We start from the raw sequence: 17,815 nt of genomic DNA, 5'->3' as shown, positions 1-17,815 counted from the left end.
AACCATTTAATACATGACCCTACTAAATATGATGATACTAATCATAATTACTGGAATGGTGAACTAATCTCTAGTTTAGCCGAACATCAGGAAGATAAAGAATTCGCCGAATGGAATATCATCGATGGCCCAGGAAGTGGTAATCTACAGATAGATCAACTCTGGGTAGAAAGCAAAATATATAGTGAATTCACGGGACAAGCCTTTGGTAATGGCTGGAAAGAAAATATCGACCATGCCCTCCATATATTAAAGGGCAAATTCGAAAAGAAACAAACCAATCTAACCCAAGAAAAATGCAAAATACTCGAAAATGCAGGCGTACCAGTAACTTTAAAAACTAATAGTTTTTTATGTTGGAGATACAGCTGTGGGAAGACTCCGATAACCTCTCAGGAACTTCAACAGAAAATTATTGAAATGTATCGTAAAACACATAGAAACGTTACCCAAGTAAATCTGGTTGGCTGGAGCCGTGGTGGGATTAGTTGCCATATGCTAGCTAATGCTATGCTGCATGATGACGAATTAAAAAAAATCCCCGTAAATATCTTCGCGGTTGATCCAGTACCTGGTCCACTTAATTTTAAAATTGAAATGACCACACTAGGAAATAACGTAAAAGAATATATAGCTTTCTATGCTCTTAATGAACGTTCAAAAAACTTTGCATGTGAAATCCCAAAAACAGACAAAAGTACCCGTGTACACATCTTTCCCATGCCTGGTCGTCACGCCACTCTGGCAGGAAATGGTTTTGAAGACGGGGAAGGAAAGATTACCAATGCAAAAAAAGATCGATTAAAGGAACCCGGCTATATTGTACGCCACTTCGCTGAAGTTTGCCTGACAAGATGGGGGGTTAAATTTAAAAAAGGTAAAACTCTAGGACTAACTGATGAAAAGATCAAAGCCTATCATCAGGCAATGGAAAGAGATAAACTGATCTATCAGAAAATGCAAAGTAATTGCTATATAACGAAGTGGCTAGCAGGGGTTGGGGGGACAGAAAATAGCAACGGTGAACGCAGCGTTTCCAATTGTGAGAAGTGGGCGGCTTTTTCCAGTATCCAAGGCAACCAATTTAGCCCCAAAGAAGGATTATCGGCCAGTTATCTGAAGAACCCCAATATCTATGATGTTCTAAAAAAACTAAAATTTAGATAAATAACCCTAATTCCGTTTAAGCCGTCATTGGAAAATCTTCTTCCGAGTAGAAAACTTTCAGTGACGGTTTCTTCCATTTCAGGCAGTAAGCAATGACACCACCTAAAACGGTCAATAGAAATCCTTTTATACTTCGGTGCCGAGAATGCTCTATTTGAGAAATGGTTTTTAATTGCCCATTAATTGTCTCAATAATAAAACGCCTTGATAACATTATCTGATCCCACTCAGCCAACACTCGCGCTTTCATATTACGACACTTTTTCGTCATGAACGTCACACCGGTTTGGGCTAAATCGTCTGCCAGTTCTTGACTAAGGTAGCCTTTGTCACCATAAAGAGAACCTGTTAATGCTTTGGCTAATTCGCGAACCGGTTCCCGATCATCTACATTACCGGCGGTGACTTTGAGTGCCAGAATTTCGCCCTGATGGTTAACAATCAAATGTAATTTGAAACCGTAAAACCATCCCATCGAAGTCTTTCCTCGTTGTGCCACCCCCTTAAACACTTTATGACGGGGAATGCGGATGTTATGGCACACGCGCAAACTGGTGGAATCAATAAAAGCAATTCCCGTGGGTTTTCCTTTTAATTGAGTCAGATAACTGCACAGTGGTACTAAAACGGAAGGGGCGACACTGACAAAACGGGTATAACTGAGCAAGGTTGGAAAATCGAGATGGTGATATTTCCAAATATGCTCCAGATAAAAATGTTTAAAATCACGGTAATGCGACATGTGAAAGAGGATAAGGATGGTCATAATTTCGCTGGGATACATGTGACCCTGTCTGCGGCGTAGACGCTGCCCTTTAGTGAGACAAAACAGCTCCCATTGAGGAATGAAAAAACGACAGAAGTCATCGACATTGCAGAAAATTTCAACTAATTTGTTCATTGCCTGTTCCTTTTTAGAGCATTTTTTGGTGTGCACTAAAACTTTGCTCTTGGAACAGGCACTTCGCCAGTTTTTTATCCAGAATTCAGGTTAAATAGACATTAATCATAAATACGAGTAATTGGGGCTTGAAAAATGTATATCAAAAATGTTGTACTAGTGTAATTACCGAGGGAGACTGATGGACTAATTACCGAGGGACTTTATCGTTCCAGCATACTAGTCTCTGCATAGAACGCTCAACTAATCATCATCGCTAAGCAACAGCTGGCGATGATTTTGCTCTCTACTCGCAGGGCTACCGTGTTGAGTTTATGTCTCAGCCAGATACACCGAACCGTGGACTAGCTTATCTCTATCCCGTACTTTTTCCTGAGTTGGGCTGCGATTTGAACTTGGCCCAGATGGGGGTTTTCCAGCGAGAAGGCAATCACCGTTTCCTCCCGTTCTTTTGGCGTTCGGTTTTTGTGGTGATGGTCTGGATTGAGCGTGCGCTTTAACGCTAGCGGGCCTTTCTCCTTGAGTAGCCTGCGTTTTTATAGAGAGTTTCTCGTGAGCAGCCACTGAGGCGAGCCGCTTCAGAGACATTACCCAGTTTTTCTGCCAGTTCTATTGCATCCAGTGTTCTCTGGATTTCTAAGTCATACATCGTAGGCTGTGTCGGCTCTGTCACCTCAGATATCATCAGTTTTCGGCCAGCGAAACAGGCGACGATGCTGCCATCATAATGTTTTCGGACTTCTATTTTCTGGCGAGTGATAGAGTGCCTCAGAGGAGAGTCAATAAGGTACATTTTGTTGTAGTAGCTGAACGTATGGTCACAGCGGATTTTCCGATAATCCTTCTGAACACAAATACGCAAAGCCTGGGCAATCATCTGGGCCGTCCAACCTTCAGATGCCAAAAGTACGGCTTTAATGTGATCACAAACTTGGCTATCACGAGTCGTATCGTGCATCAATTCGAGCGCTTCTTTTTGGTCTTCTGTCAAATGAATTTTCATGGTCGTTAACATGAGCTAATGTGAGTGAAAAATCAAGCATCTTCAATGACGAATGGTATATTTATAGATATCTGGTTATAGGTTATAGGTTATAGGTTATAGGTTATAGGTTATAGGTTATAGGTTATAGGTTATAGGTTATAATATCACGATAAGGTCTAACTCACTTTTGTCCAGAAACGAGTTAGAGATAACCTGTGAGTAATCGGCTAAGTGTCAAGGTTGGTTTGTTCGTGTTCCAATGACCAAAGCATCAGAGCGTGTATGAGCAAATACAGCCTACTGGCTCTCAATATTCTGGTAATACACCTGCCGGATATAACGCCCCCGCCCATCACCATGTCCCAAATCCATTGACACCAGTGCCAGCGCTTCCCGCTCACTGAAACCCTGTGCTGTGTAATGTGCGCCAGATCTCTGCGCAAAATTATATCGCATACTGTGCGGCGCTTGCTTACCCACCAGTCCGGCACTTCTGACCACGTAGCGGTAACGATCTATTGCCTGATGGATCGTGGGCTTATCAATTAATCTGCCGCTGTGTCCTGCCTGTTCGCGCTTGGCATAGGCAATAGCATGTTGCAGGGCTTCCCGATCCAGTATGACCGTCTGCCTTGGCCGTCCGCCTTTGGTGCCAAACACCACCCGCACGGACGTATGACCGTTCTCCAACGCTTTTTTCCAGGTGGCTAAGGATTTACCGGCTTCCACGGCTTCTTTGGTACGCAACCCCAGCACATAGGCCAGTTGCATCACTGATGCCACGCCCCGGTCTTTTTGCTCGACCTGCTGAAAAATTTCTCTGAACGCTGTCGGTGTCAGCGCAACCTTCGTGCCCTTGCGGCTCATATCCGCAATACCGAGTGCCCGGTTGCTCAGACGCGGATTATCCGGTGCAGCCAACTTAAGCTTTCCGGCCTGCGCTAAAATCGCTCTCAGTGCTGACATCTCATTTTGCAGTGTCCGGTGACTGATATGGTCAGTCTTACGCTGAGCAATATAGCGCTCAATATATTTCGCCTTGAGGCTATCCATTTGCCTGAGTTTAATGCCGTTGTTTTTCAAATAGTCGAGGAACTGCCGGGCAATGCGCTCCCGGTCAGCGACCGTGGCAAAACTCCCGCCGGCTTTTCGGGCGTGAGTGATAAATTCTTTCCTGAACCGCTCAACTTTTGAACGTGATGATTTCTGCGCCATCTCCGCATCTCCTGTCACTTTGCCTCTGTTTTTATTCATTTTTCATTCGTTTTTTTATTCATTTTAAAAACCAGTCCCTGCGTGTCGGTTCAGGTTCACCGTTCCATGGTGCGTCAGATAATGTGTAGCAGAGCGAAGATTGTGTTGAGTTTTTGCAGGAGCTCGCGACGTGCTCAGCACAGCGATACATGCTCCCCGTTCAGTACCTGATTCAATCAGGATGAACGCCTCATTATCTTGACGTGGATAATCTCTCCTTTTTTACGGCATCAGCCTGTTGCAAGGCATCGGGGTTAAAAAATAAACGGAATAAAGTAATTCAGAAGCAGAAAAGCACTCGTGGAAACGGGTTTCCCTGAGTAATGAGTGGATCAAATGGGTTGTAAAGCCAGACCGGACGTGCTCTGGACGTTGGCCGCCTGACGGTGTCACTTGATAATCGCTCTGCTTTTACACAAGTGACGCCGCCCAACGGTGGACGCTGAAATCATTGACGTTATCTGATCCGGTGGTGCAATCACCGGACAGGATTCAGGACGTTTATCGTGAGTGACTTAAAGCGTAGGTTAACGCCATACATCATTCGGATCGAAGCAGAGAAGGCTCTGCCCGTATTGCGTGATAAGCCGGTTGTCCATAACACCGGATAACTTTCATCGCCGGACGGAGGGTTATTTGTCCGATGATATCTGCTTCCAAAAGTGCGCAGATGTACCGCATTACCATGCTCTCCCTTGCAGGCTACGGGAGTTAATGAGATGGTCTTCCCCACCTTGTGAACCATACTCTTTATAGAGTATTTTTTCTGGAGAGTCCATCATGCAAAACGTCACACTTATTGGTATCGATCTCGGCAAGCATTCTTTCCATATCCATTGTCAGGACAAATTCGGCAAGACTATGCTGCGTAAAAAATTTACCCGCACAAAATTAATGGAATTTTTAGCGGGGTGTACATCGACTACCGTCGTGATGGAAGCTTGTGCGGGTGCACATTTTATGGCTCGCCGGATCGCTGATTTAGGCCATGATGCGAAGCTGATATCTCCGCAGTTTGTTCGTCCTTTTGTCAAAAGTAACAAAAATGATTTCGTTGATGCAGAGGCGATATGTGAAGCAGCATCACGCCCCTCAATGCGTTTTGTCCAGCCGAGAACGGAGACGCAACAGGCGATGAGAGCACTGCATCGTGTCAGAGAATCACTCATCAGAGATAAAGTAAAGACCACTAACCAAATGCACGCCTTTTTGCTGGAGTTTGGTATCAGTCTGCCAAAAGGCGAGGCGGTCATTAAACGGTTATCTCTGGTTCTGGCAGAACACGACGTGCCCGATTACCTGAGCTGTTTGCTGATGAAATTACATGCCCACTACCTTTATCTTGTCGAACAAATAACCGCGTTGGAATTAGAATTAAAACAGTCCATCAAAGCGGACGATGCTACTCAACGCATGATGACAATACCGGGGGTGGGACCCATTACAGCCAGCCTGCTTTCATCCCAGCCTGGTGACGGAAAACAATTTTCATGCAGCCAGGATTTTGCTGCTTCAATGGGGCTTGTTCCCCGACAATACAGTACAGGGGGAAAACCTACTCTGCTGGGTATCAGCAAACGCGGCAACAAAAATTTGCGCCGATTGCTGGTTCAATGCGCCCGAACGTTTATGATGCGGCTTGAGCATCAGCATGGGAGACTTGCCGAGTGGGTTCAGGCGCAACTGAGCAAGAAACATTCGAATGTGGTTGCCTGTGCACTGGCTAATAAGCTGGCACGAATAGCCTGGGCAATCACTACTCGGCAAAATGAGTATCAGGCCTAATAGAAGCTGACTGACTCAATAACTCGATGATTAAACAGTGAAGTACACGTTACCTATCGGGTTTTGCGAAGACTGATTATTGATGACATGAACGGCCAATCGGCCTGATGAATAACCTAAGAAACAAAATGGCTCATTGAAGCCGGGGAGTTTTTAAGGTTCATCAGGCGCAGAACTCATCGTGGCGCGGGTATCCATACTCATAGAGACGCCGGATAGATTTAAGCAAGCCAACCATACATCAAAATTAGTGTTGCAAAAACGGGGAAGACCATAGATTTGTTTTCACCACTCAGAAGAGATGATCCTTACAGGCGATGGGATCATTGATAATAACAACCAAGGATGTTAGCGATTGTGTCAGGTGAGATCAACTATTTGCTTAATATCTGTTACCCATGCAGGCTGCATAAATTATGAATACTAAATATCAACAACTCTTCATGGCTATATTTTCAAAGCGTTGAAAAATACTTCCGGACAATTTCCCTCCCAATTTCCATGGATGCTGTTGCAGCTGGTGAAAGTGCATTGCAAATATGCAATAAACGACGACCAACCAAAAAGTGAAAATCATCGACCAGTTTACCGTCAACGCTTGAGCGCGGACTCCAGCTTCCCCTGAGGTAATATCTTCTGGTTGTAAATCAGGAATAAGTAGACGAGCATTATCAGTAAAAAGCTTATGCGAAAATGAACGACGCATTTCTGCCATACCTACGTCAAAATAGCGTATTGCAATCTTCCAGAATCCTTTGTAAGTCGGTGTTTCCGCCAGATCACGGAAGGAAAAATCTATTTTGCGATACCCCTCGCGCTTAAAAGCCAATACAGCATTGGGACCGACATCTCGTTTGCCATTGTACATACGAGTGAAATGAACACCGAGAAATGGAACAATTCTCATTCCAGTTTCATAACCTGCCAGTTTGGCAATTCTATCACTATGCAATCCCGCACAATTTATAAGCTGCTTGGCCTGATAACGAGTTTGTGGGGTTTGTACTTCAACATAATCATCATGCTCATAAATAGCGTTCACATACTGCTGATAATAAATATCACCACCCCTGCTTTGAATGATTTCTGCCAATTTTTCTGCAATCTCAGGGTAATTCACTATTCCAGCATCTGGCACTAAAATTGCCCCAAGGCCATTGACATAAGGTTCACGCTCTTTCAACTCAGCTTGTGATAATTGACTGATTTCAACCCCGTTTTGTAACCCCCCGCTGATAGATATTCTCCAACAAAGGAAGTTCTTTCTGTTTAGTTGCCACAACCACTTTGCCACAACGGTCATAATACAATCCATGTTCCTGACAAAATTGGTAGGTAGTCCGGTTACCTTGTTTTGCCAAACGTGCTTTCAAACTGCTGGGAGTATAATAAATGCCAGAATGGACAACGTTACTGTTATGACCACTTTGGTGGGTGGCCACGCCCTTTTCCTTGTCCAGCACTAACAGGCGCAATAAAGGATTATGTTCCTGCAAAACATTGGCAGTACCAAGCCCCACCAATCCCGCCCCAATGATGATAACGTCATACATTTTCTAATTTTTTCTCCATTATCAGCTGGAAAATAATTTTTCCAGTTCATCTGCTCTTTCAAACTCAAGATAGTTATTCAATAACAGTAATACCCCAGCACTTAGACCTCATAATGTGGGTTGCCCTATTGCTCTACCCACACTATGAGTTCCATTCGCCTTTATCAAATTTTCAGTAAATCGAACTGATTGATTGCTATAACAACCCTCTCAACATCACTGTCTGAAAGATGATGGTGGCAAGGAATAGTCAGTATTTCTTGTGATAAACGCTCTGTATTGGGAAGAACAATATGAGGTTGGCTATTCAGCCATGCGCGTTGCTGATGAATAGGCTTTGGATAATGGATAGTTGCTTCAATACCATTTCTGCCAAGATGTTGTTGTAGTTTATCCCTGTTTTTTGATTTAACGACATAGTGATAATAGGAGTTACCCGTTTTCCCTCCTCCAAGATCCATTCCTGTCGTGGTGTTGAATAATTCTTGATTATAAAAGGCCGCTATTTCTTGACGACGTTGAAGCCACTGATTCAGGTATTGCGCCTTGATATTTAATGCGGCTGCCTGCAAGGTATCTAGGCGTGAATTGATGCCAAACAAAACAGATTCGTTGCGGGTCTGCAATCCATGATTGCGTGCAAGTCTTGCATATTCGGCGATCTTCTGATTAGTTGTAATAAGAGCTCCACCATCTCCGAAACAGCCGAGTGTTTTCAATGGATGCATTGAAAAAGCCGCCGCATCAGCCAATGTACCGACTTGGTGACCATTGATAGTGGTTCCAATAGCCTGAGCACAGTCTTCAATAACAAACACGCCCTTAGCACGGCATAGCGATACAATCGGGTCAATATCTACAGGTCTTCCACGCAAATAAACAGGTATAACGGCCTTGGTTCGCTCAGTCAGAAGCGAGAAAATTGTGTCGATGTTAAGGAGTTCATCATCCCCTACATCAGCGAGGATAGGAGTAGCACCGACAGCCACTATTGCCCCGACAGTTGCTACAAACGTATTCGCACAAGTTATAACTTCATCGCCAGGCCCTACTCCTAAAGCTTGCAATGAGAGCAGTAAAGCATCAGTACCGGAGTTAAGTGATACGGCATATGTTCCTCCACAACACTGTGATATCCATGCTTCAAATTTTGAAACCTCTTCCCCCAGAACGAAATCCCCCGTTGCCAGAACATTTCGCCACTGCTTGAAGATAAGTTCAGATAGGTCTAGTGCCTGTTCTTGGATATTGTTGCATTTGATCATATTGTCGTTGCCTTTTTTTAGGTTCTTCGAGTGATGGCAGCAAGTGCGATGACAGTAATTCCCACAGCACTGACGATGGCGGTTATTGTCAGTGTTTCAGAATATCCCACCATGGCACCAAAGAGTCCTGCGCCAAGATAGATGAATGGGTGTGCGCCACTGGTCACAAATGTATCTACGGCGACAACTTTTCCCAGATCTTTTTCTGGTGAAAGGGTTTGCATTGCCGTTGCCCAACCCGTCAACCACGACGCCTCAACAACCCCGATAAACGTTGCCCCCAAAATGGCCATCCAGGCAAAATTGCCCATCCCCAACAAAAGCATTGCACTACAGAGAAACAGGCCGCAGATCACAGCAAGTAATATTAGACGCTGATGGCCCGAAGTCAGTACTGTAACGACTGAGCCGATACACGCGCCGGCTCCCGATGCAGCCAAACAAAATCCCCACATTGTGTCGCTGAAACGATCACTGATTGCATATGGTGCAACGACCAAAAAGATGGGAAAACACAGGACATTCAGGATCAACGTCGCGGTAAAACCAAGTGACAAAACAGAATTGCCAGTAATAACTGAGATACCATTCAATACCTCCCGTAAGGAGAATTTATCGTCTGAACCACGCACCCCGATATCAGGTATCAGCGCAGTGAAAAAGGCTGCAGCGAAAAACGTTATCCCATCCATGAGTATTCCCCATACCGGATCCCACAATATGATCACAATACCGACTGTGGCAGGAAAAACTACAGCCACAAAGTTGTCGATAAAATTCATCGCACCATTTCCGGCGACTAACGCCTGCTTGGGAAGCAGATTCACTAGCAAAACCTGGGCACATGGACGAGAAACCCCAATACCAATGCCGAAGATGAGGTAGGCAAGGACTAACCCCCACCACGGAGCACTTGACATGATTAATACAGTTGCAACAACTTGCGCCAATCCCCTAGCGGTGTCTGTAGCAATGAGCACATGTTTCGGTGATTTTCTGTCTGCCAGTACCCCTCCGGCAAGAGCACCAATCACCGTACCTATCCCTACCGCAGCCATGACAATGCCGAAAACACCTGCACCAAGTTTGGCATGGATCAGGGCAATGGGCAGGGCCGCCAGACAGACTGCGTCACCTATCATTGACAACCCTTGACCAATCAGTAGCTTACGGAAGGATGAGGAACGGAATACATCGGAATAAGGTGATGCACGTTCAGAGAATAAGGTCATTCTGTTTCTCCGCAAATAGATATGCGCCCGTCTGAGCAATATTCAGTAATCAATTTCTTATCTCCGCTATAAATGTCGGCTATGCCATCTGCAAGTATCTTGATCAGCAGTCGTTTTCCTCGAAAATAGACGGTGAATTGATAGGAATTCCAATGGGATGGTAATCGGGGACAAAAATAAAGTCTTTCACCGTCAACACGAAGTCCGGCCAAACCTTCAACAAGCCCTTGCCATGCACCCGCATAAGCTGACAAATGCAATCCATTGTTGTAATCCGAGATAGGAGTGAAATCTAGATTATAGCGACTTGCTCGTGATATAAAGTCGGCAGACTCGTTTGCCTCACCAATATCGGCCGCAAGCACTGCATGAGGACCATAACTCAATGATGATTCATGAACAGTACGAAGTTCGTAGAATTTGAATGCAACTTTCTTAACTTCATCAGAGAAATCATCGGGAAACATAGACATAAGTAGAACGATATCAGCCTGCTTTATGACTCTGGAAGTGAAATTTTCCAGCTGTGCAGCAAAAGAGCGTTCATTGTCATCCATGAACTGCGGCCCTCGCTTCTTCTCATTCCTCAGCTCCGTTTCCTCAAGAGTTGAATATCCATCGAACTCTTCAGGAATCGCGACACCATCAATCATCATCCAGGGGAGATATACGTTGTCGCTAATTGTTTTCCAATTTTTGGCTTCGGTTACAGAAATCTTGGGGAAAAATTTATCATCAACTAGCGAAAGGGCGAACTTAATGCACCACCTGAGAAGATAGTTCGTGAAGAAGCTATTATCGACATGATAATGATATTCATCCGGTCCCATCACTGAGTTGATGACATATGCCTGTTTTTCATCAGACCATGTGAAAACGGATGCTGCAAATCTTGCACATTCAGCGATTATCTTATAACCACGCATATTCATATAAGTGTCATCATTGGTTGCCAACCAATACCTGTATAAGGCATAACAGACATCCGCAGAAATGTGCAATACTTCATCAACACTCCATTCTCGTACCATGTCGGCATCAGGATAAGACAGCACATAATGGGGCCCATTCTCTGTCCCACGATCATTCGAAGCCTCAGGAAAACGAGCACCAGAAAATCCTGTAGATTTTGCAAATTCAATCGCTGATTCCATGCAGTGATATCGGTAATCAATGAGTGTTTTTGCGACTGGCGGATCATTCCAAATCCAAAATATACATTTGTGAAGCTCTGTATCAAAGAAAGTTGCCCCTGAATGGTAAGAGCTGGTCAAGCCACGTGCCGGAGAAATAAAACCCAGCATATGGTTATATGAATCAATACCGTGCTGTAAAAGCTGAAAGATTGCATACTTAATGCCGAGTTCTATTGATTCATTGGGTGCATTGATTGTTACATCATGCTCTTCCCATATCTTGGTCCATCGAGTTTGGTGCTCACTTTGGAAAGTTGTGATGTCAAATGGAGAAGACGATATTCCAAATCTCAAGCTATCCTCTTCTGAACGTATCTGCCAGTGTGTAAATAGCTGATGACTTTCGTTCATAGAAAAATCGAAAGTGACTGATGTAGTGCAGCTCCTCCCTGAGTCTGCCCATGTAGTTGCGAAGCCAGAAGAAAATGGCGGTTGCCTGACTTGAACGTCATAGCTTAGTTGTCGTTCTGCTGTTGTAACAATAACGCTAAAACCATGTTCGCTAAAATGACACTGACCAATATTGTAATGACGTGCAGTTAACCATGGAGAGGTACCTAAATATTCATTAACCGCAGAGGCATCAAGACCATAGTCCAGCCGCAATCGTCTTGGTGTTTTAGTATTTATCTGCCGCAATTCTATAATAGTTGAAACTTTCTTTTTATTGGGAACATCAATAAACTGCTTCACTTTCAACTCGAATTCTTCTCCTCTGACATGCAAATATTCTGTGCTAGTGACAGATGCCGCATCGAGAGATAAGGAGATTTTTGCCGTTTTCCTGTCTTGATGTCTGGCTGATTCACCGGTTTCTACGTCATAGAGCCGGAGAATTCTTGGTGCAGGCAATGACACTATCTCACGTGAAACGCCAATTCCTGACGTATATACCCTGTCCATAAGAATCTGTACTCTTTGAGTCCGTTCAGATGCCATGGGTACATGTGGACGTAGGCCAATAAAGTTATTAGCCAACGTTGTAAAATGCAGACGAGTCTGGGCTGATTTCAGTCACAATTTCATGTTTTTTTCCATAAGAGATGATCAGCACAGAAGGCTCCTTGATGGGTTGAAAGACCAATCTGTATATTTCATATTCAACATATTATGGTAACGAGGATCTTTGAGGACATCGGTACTATCAATAAAATCTCCTGATTGCCACTTCTCACATATTTCTAAAACAGCATCCCGGATTGTATAAACAAACTGAAACCCAAGTTCTTTCTGCACCAAGCCAGAATCAAGCCGGTAAGATCTCACATCATTAGAGAATGTCGTTGTAATAGGCACATCAGTCGAAAAATAACGATCAACAACCTCTTTAACTTGTAATGCGATGTCGGTGACAGTGTGATTCTCATAACCGACATTAATGGCACGCCCACAGAGTGAACCAAGAGAATCACGTTGTACAAGCATTGTATATAGTCGAGTCAAATCACAAATATGAACATTGGGTCGGTATTGGCTCCCACCAAAAACAGTAATTTTACCTTGTGAAAGTACGCTGGCAGTCAGAATATTCACAGTCAGATCAAGGCGCTGCCTTGGTGACCAACCACACACTGTCGCAGCTCTGACTGCAATGGTTTCAAAATTCGAATCTGTCAGGTCAAAAAGAACGGCTTCACCTTCTGCCTTATATCGATTGTAATCAGTAATGGGAACACACGGTTGGCTTTCGTCGACAATCGGTTGATCATTAACGCCATAAACACTCGCTGATGAAGCGTAGATAAAACGTCTGCATCCCTGACGTTTAGCACTTTCCATAATGTGAGGAAGGCAATCACTATTGATAGATCGACTCACTTCTGGGTCGGAGTTAAAGCTGGGATCATTTGCAACCGCAGCAAGGTGTATGACTGTTGTGACTCCCTGTAAGGCATTCTCAACGAGCGTTTTATCACGGATATCACCTTTAATGAACTCCAAGTGAGGATGATCAAAAAAGAGACTCAGTCCGTTGGTAAAGTACTCGGCATCTAGCACCCTGACCTTGTAGCCTGCGCTCAATAGCTTAGGTACTAACCGTGAACCTATATATCCTGCTCCACCTGTTATCAAAATAGTTGAGTAGTGAGTCATATCATTTCCTTATATTGTGTCAAGAATCGGAATTGTGATGTTATCGAGTGATAGAAGGATAAAAGCGCATGGGTCAGTAGCTACAGGCAAAAGTTCATTGCGATGGATTTGATAGGCTCGAATCCCAAGATTACAAGCCACATCGACAGAATGTGGAGAATCATCAATAAGAGTGACACTTTTTGGGTCATGCTCTTTACTGAGCTCCTGAAACAACTCCTCTCGAGTCTGGCCTTGCTTTTGCTGTACTATATTCTGCTGATTGAAAGATATTCCAGCCTTACGCAGCATAGAATCGAATAAGTAAGATGCGTTTTGCGAGGCTGTATAAAATTTGACACACTGTTGTGATGTTTCGAGTCGTTTTATTAGCCGTAGCGCATCATCAAAAAGCCGGGAATTTACAGAAAGCCGGAGGAATTCCATCTGTTTAATTTCCGCTAATTCACTACTACTCTTTATACCAACTGACAAACCGTCCTTTTTTAGTTCAAAAAATCTGGTTGCTCCTTCCAAACGAGGCCGTCCTGCTATGTTGACAAGATATTCCTCATGGGTAAGTTCTTTGGCTCCGATTTGACGTGCTGCATTACGCCAAGCTTCGTAATGTGGAGTGTCAATGAGAGTACCGTCGAGATCAACCAATAAAAGTGTTTGCATTTTATCTCCACTGTTCACATATTTTCGTGCATAATTATTTTTGCAATCCGCGATGTCGAATCCATCACGTTGCCGTCAGTGAAAACTATCCTTCCCCCATGACTTTCAACCAATTCTCTTTCTGCTTGCAATCTTGGATCTGTGCTAACACCATAATCTGCACCTTTAAAGAACACATTAGGACGAAGAATCGAGAGCATAAATTCAGCCGTTGGTGTATGGTTCACGATGACATGATGACAGTACCGAATTGATGCGAGGAATTTGGCACGATGACTATCAAGAAAAATAGGTCGGTCAGCTCCTTTATTGACGTACTTATCTGCGGTAATGGATACGAAAAGGCGATCAACAAGTAAACTGGCCCGTTGAAAATGATGAATATGCCCAATATGGACAATATCAAAACATCCGTGACATAGCCCAATTGTCAGCCTACTTGTTCGGTAGTCTTTGGCGAGATCTTCCAACTCAGTAATATTGCTAAGAACAGCCATACAACGCCTCCTATTAAATAAGGTATTTTGCCATTATGTTTAGGTGCTCAGACTTTCCCCAATAATCCGGAATCTGCCCGACTATCTGGAATCCGTTATGAAGATGGAATCGATATGCAGCACGTTCTTTGTCAATATTGCCAATATCCAGACACAAATATTTTTTATCGAGACTTAACGCAAACGCCTCAATTTCGTCATAGAGCAAGGAGGCTATACCGTATCGACGATAGCTTTGATCAACAACTAACCAGTCAGCCCAAAGAGCGTGCTTTGATGGTATTGAGCCAGGGCCACACCCCATTGTCCCGATAACCAAATCCCCTTCAACTGCGACAAATCGTGCTTCTTCATCATGGGGATCTTCCAGTTCACGCATAAATTGAGTGCGCGCAGACTGAACGAGATCATCTGTAGACTCAATTTGTGAAATAAGTTTAAGGACAACTCCCATATCGGAGGCATTAAAGCGTCGGATAAACATCATGCGTGTATCTTTAATTATCATGGTATTCTAACCTAGTCAGAGCTGAGTCCAGACGATCACACACACTATCTATCATGTCTGCAGTATGCGAAGCAGACAGTGTCACGGGCTCTGGGCAATAAGTCAGAGGTAATAAAAAACCGTATAAGCTGTATTCTGTTGACAGCATACGGAACAATTTATGTGCGAATTTAATAGGGTAGGTTTGTTCTATATCTTTCATTGTTTTTGGGCGTACTGAGGCTCCAATATGGACTCCAACTCTGCCACCATAACCGTCGATATAGCACGGAATATTATGCTTATTAAATATATCCCTCAGATTCTTTATGAGCTGACTTTCCAAACTTGCAACATGCTGGTAGGCAACACCATCTTCTAAATGTTCAATAACTGCCAAAGCGGCAGAAACAGACAAATATCGACCTGTATTTGTTCCACTTATCTGTACAGGTCCACGTGGTGAAATCACATCCATATATTCAGATTTACCAGCGATCCCCGCAATCGGCATTCCACCGCCGAATGCCTTACCATATGTTGCAATATCGGGAATAACACCATAGTCTTTCTGAGCTCCGCCAATATTCGCTCGGAATCCTGTTAGTACTTCATCGAAAATCAGCAATGCTTTATGTTTTGTTGCGAGCATACGCAGATTTTGGAGAAATCCCTCATCTGGTTTAATACAGCCGATATTCAGTGCAACAGGTTCCAGAATGATCCCTGCAACATCACCAGAGTAAGTTTCAAATGCCTTTTGCACTGCATTTAGGTCGTTCCATGGTAATGGAACCGTGAGTTGACCTAACTCAGGGGGAATACCAACAGTTCCTTCAATACGTTCCAGTTCACCATTTAAGAGCATTGAACCGCTTCGTGGAGATGAGTCGACATTCCATGTCAGAGTGTCATTTAAGCCATGAAAGTGACCTTCAAATTTGAAAATAATGCGTTTACCTGTCACAGCTCGAGCTATCCGTGTTGCATACATCGTTGCTTCCAATCCCGAATTAACAAGACGTAATTTCTCAGCACAAGGAATTGCGGCACAAAAACGCTCACTCAACAACTGATGCTTTTCAGTTTCATATTGCTGAAGAAAACCGCGAGACAGTGCATCAGTGATAGACTCTCGGATAACGTAACTATCGTGACCAAGGAAGCATGATCCCCACCCCATAATATAATCATCGTACCATTCACCCGATGATAGCTGTATTCGGGAGCCAGAAGCATTTCTAATCTGTATTGATCCGATAACGGATAAGTGATTCCAACCAGCTAATACGTTACCTACACGTGTTTCGTTAAACTTTATCATTATATTTCCTCATAAACATCTCTAAATAATTTCTCATAATAGAGCACCAGTGTTAATTCAGATTCAATTTAGGCCTGACGAATTAAAATAATCAATCTATATACCCGTCAACCCACAATTAATTAATGCCCATTCATTGTAATAATGAGCACAATCTTGTGAATAAACGATTTAATTGATTACAAATTAGTTTTCAGTACTTCTATTCTGTTACCCTATTCTTTTTCTCCATTGAAAAATCAGCACACTACCATTATAAATGGAAACCATAGTTTATTCTTGAATAACTACCTCCAGAAATTATACATTTTCAAATAATTCCTGAAACCCGAAAAAACCACATTCATGCAACCATATTCAGAGAATATAAATCCCCTAAATATATTCTAAGTGTCAAATAGATAAATTAGTTATCACAGATATTATTATATATCCGTCGTCTTTCAAGTTACAGCTTTGTTGACTACGCTTACTCATACCAGTTATAAGTTATCTATACTCCAGAGTAAGAGTATTAACGGCTTCTTTTTTAACGAATTGTATAAATAAAATACTTCTCGATACTTTAACAAGGCCCAATTGAGCGATATTCATCTGCATTCGGGTTGTATTGCATACAATTTAAGCTCTAAAAACGTTCACGCTCTCGCCCTGATCTATGCCCCTAGGGGGATTCATTCCCTTGCCATAGCTCTGCATCTTGAAATCTATTCAGTATATATTTCTCCAACAGAACACTAAGTTAACTTTCATACTTGGCAGATCACACCACTCCACAGTGGTGAGAATTCAAATATTTTTTAAATCAAGTCTACTTATTTATTAATCTAGAAATACCATTTTGTCTCATTCAATTATTTTCACAATATGTTATTTTAACTGTTAGCCTAAAAATCAACTCCCATACTCTCAGCCTACTCCACCCCATATTTCATCTAAATAGAGATCCAAAAATTATGCAAATAACTCCACTATTTTAAATCCTATTATTTCTTATTAATTTTATTTATTAGGTGTTTTATTACTTGCATTTATTATAAATGCACCTGACAAATAATCAACTCCACTTTAAATTCATAAAATGACAAATAATTAATATTATAATAATAAATTCTATAAACTAAAAATTAAATGAATTATATTTTTATATGTAGGCCTATTTTATAATTCCAATGCAAGTAGTTATTACGTAATTAACTTTAATCATTTAAACATTAAGTCAAACTCCAATTATTTTATATAATAAAAAAATCACTGACTCAATAAATATAAAATTAAATAAGACGAAGTTCTTTTAGGAAAGAAATAAAGCAGCAGTTATAAAATAAATCAGTTAGCTTTATACCAATCTCCCTTGAAGATGCTTGATTTCTTATCCAAACCCGATCATGCCTGCAACCATGAACATTCATCTG

At 42.6% G+C, this 17,815-nt stretch carries 16 protein-coding genes and 1 pseudogene; 3 read left to right on the top strand and 14 right to left on the bottom strand.

Annotated features, from left to right (window positions below):
• Positions 1 to 9 precede the first annotated feature (9 nt).
• Entirely contained in the window at positions 10 to 1,167 is a 1,158-nt protein-coding gene (locus H8A87_RS02150) for a hypothetical protein (RefSeq protein ID WP_198688369.1), read from the top strand.
• Positions 1,168 to 1,183: 16 nt separating this feature from the next.
• Here H8A87_RS02150 and H8A87_RS02145 read toward each other — a convergent pair whose 3' ends face one another.
• Positions 1,184 to 2,068, bottom strand: a complete 885-nt coding sequence (locus H8A87_RS02145) for an IS982 family transposase (protein WP_198688367.1) — start codon at positions 2,066 to 2,068, stop codon at positions 1,184 to 1,186.
• Between the two features lie 314 nt (positions 2,069 to 2,382).
• On the opposite strand from H8A87_RS02145, the gene H8A87_RS02140 reads away from it, so the two are divergent.
• Entirely contained in the window at positions 2,383 to 2,568 is a 186-nt protein-coding gene (locus tag H8A87_RS02140) for a hypothetical protein (RefSeq protein WP_198688366.1), read from the top strand.
• A gap of 353 nt (positions 2,569 to 2,921) precedes the next feature.
• Here H8A87_RS02140 and H8A87_RS02135 read toward each other — a convergent pair.
• From H8A87_RS02135 to H8A87_RS02125, 3 genes and pseudogenes are all read right to left on the bottom strand, one after another.
• Positions 2,922 to 3,071 (bottom strand): annotated as a pseudogene (locus tag H8A87_RS02135) (IS630 family transposase); the annotation flags it as partial.
• Positions 3,072 to 3,350: 279 nt separating this feature from the next.
• Positions 3,351 to 4,268, bottom strand: a complete 918-nt coding sequence (locus tag H8A87_RS02130) for an integrase domain-containing protein (RefSeq protein WP_198688368.1) — start codon at positions 4,266 to 4,268, stop codon at positions 3,351 to 3,353.
• Between the two features lie 517 nt (positions 4,269 to 4,785).
• Entirely contained in the window at positions 4,786 to 5,040 is a 255-nt protein-coding gene (locus H8A87_RS02125; RefSeq protein ID WP_198688365.1) for a hypothetical protein, read from the bottom strand.
• Positions 5,041 to 5,087: 47 nt separating this feature from the next.
• Here H8A87_RS02125 and H8A87_RS02120 point away from each other — a divergent pair, with 47 nt between their 5' ends.
• On the top strand, positions 5,088 to 6,092 hold the full coding sequence (locus tag H8A87_RS02120; RefSeq protein ID WP_198688364.1) for an IS110 family RNA-guided transposase: 1,005 nt from the start codon (positions 5,088 to 5,090) through the stop codon (positions 6,090 to 6,092).
• 430 nt (positions 6,093 to 6,522) lie between these two features.
• Here H8A87_RS02120 and H8A87_RS02115 read toward each other — a convergent pair whose 3' ends face one another.
• The 10 genes from H8A87_RS02115 to H8A87_RS02075 form a co-directional block, all read right to left on the bottom strand.
• Positions 6,523 to 7,395, bottom strand: coding sequence for an FAD-dependent oxidoreductase (locus H8A87_RS02115; RefSeq protein WP_232370030.1), 873 nt, complete (start codon positions 7,393 to 7,395; stop codon positions 6,523 to 6,525).
• The gene (locus H8A87_RS19730; protein WP_232370029.1) at positions 7,301 to 7,645 is read right to left on the bottom strand and encodes an FAD-dependent oxidoreductase; all 345 of its coding nucleotides are present in this window, start codon (positions 7,643 to 7,645) and stop codon (positions 7,301 to 7,303) included. The genes H8A87_RS02115 and H8A87_RS19730 overlap by 95 nt, the downstream gene beginning before the upstream one ends.
• A gap of 164 nt (positions 7,646 to 7,809) precedes the next feature.
• On the bottom strand, positions 7,810 to 8,910 hold the full coding sequence (locus tag H8A87_RS02110; RefSeq protein WP_198688363.1) for a DegT/DnrJ/EryC1/StrS family aminotransferase: 1,101 nt from the start codon (positions 8,908 to 8,910) through the stop codon (positions 7,810 to 7,812).
• Positions 8,911 to 8,927: 17 nt separating this feature from the next.
• Positions 8,928 to 10,142 (bottom strand): MFS transporter, encoded by a 1,215-nt coding sequence (locus H8A87_RS02105; RefSeq protein WP_198688362.1) that lies wholly within the window; start codon positions 10,140 to 10,142, stop codon positions 8,928 to 8,930.
• Positions 10,139 to 12,241, bottom strand: coding sequence for a glycoside hydrolase family 65 protein (locus H8A87_RS02100; RefSeq protein WP_198688361.1), 2,103 nt, complete (start codon positions 12,239 to 12,241; stop codon positions 10,139 to 10,141). Before H8A87_RS02100 ends, H8A87_RS02105 begins: the two co-directional genes overlap by 4 nt.
• 144 nt (positions 12,242 to 12,385) lie before the next feature.
• Complete coding sequence (locus H8A87_RS02095) at positions 12,386 to 13,432, bottom strand: NAD-dependent epimerase/dehydratase family protein (RefSeq protein ID WP_198688360.1); 1,047 nt, start codon at positions 13,430 to 13,432, stop codon at positions 12,386 to 12,388.
• A gap of 9 nt (positions 13,433 to 13,441) precedes the next feature.
• Positions 13,442 to 14,092, bottom strand: coding sequence for an HAD family hydrolase (locus H8A87_RS02090; protein ID WP_198688359.1), 651 nt, complete (start codon positions 14,090 to 14,092; stop codon positions 13,442 to 13,444).
• Positions 14,093 to 14,106: 14 nt separating this feature from the next.
• A complete protein-coding gene (locus H8A87_RS02085) occupies positions 14,107 to 14,589 on the bottom strand; it encodes an adenylyltransferase/cytidyltransferase family protein (RefSeq protein WP_198688358.1) in 483 nt (160 codons plus the stop codon).
• 13 nt (positions 14,590 to 14,602) lie between these two features.
• The gene (locus tag H8A87_RS02080) at positions 14,603 to 15,097 is read right to left on the bottom strand and encodes a GNAT family N-acetyltransferase (RefSeq protein ID WP_198688357.1); all 495 of its coding nucleotides are present in this window, start codon (positions 15,095 to 15,097) and stop codon (positions 14,603 to 14,605) included.
• The gene (locus tag H8A87_RS02075) at positions 15,087 to 16,400 is read right to left on the bottom strand and encodes an aspartate aminotransferase family protein (protein ID WP_198688356.1); all 1,314 of its coding nucleotides are present in this window, start codon (positions 16,398 to 16,400) and stop codon (positions 15,087 to 15,089) included. Before H8A87_RS02075 ends, H8A87_RS02080 begins: the two co-directional genes overlap by 11 nt.
• Positions 16,401 to 17,815: the final 1,415 nt, after the last annotated feature.

This window comes from Xenorhabdus lircayensis (assembly GCF_016306625.1).
GTDB lineage: Bacteria > Pseudomonadota > Gammaproteobacteria > Enterobacterales > Enterobacteriaceae > Xenorhabdus > Xenorhabdus lircayensis.
This window is presented reverse-complemented; position numbering and strand designations above follow the sequence as displayed.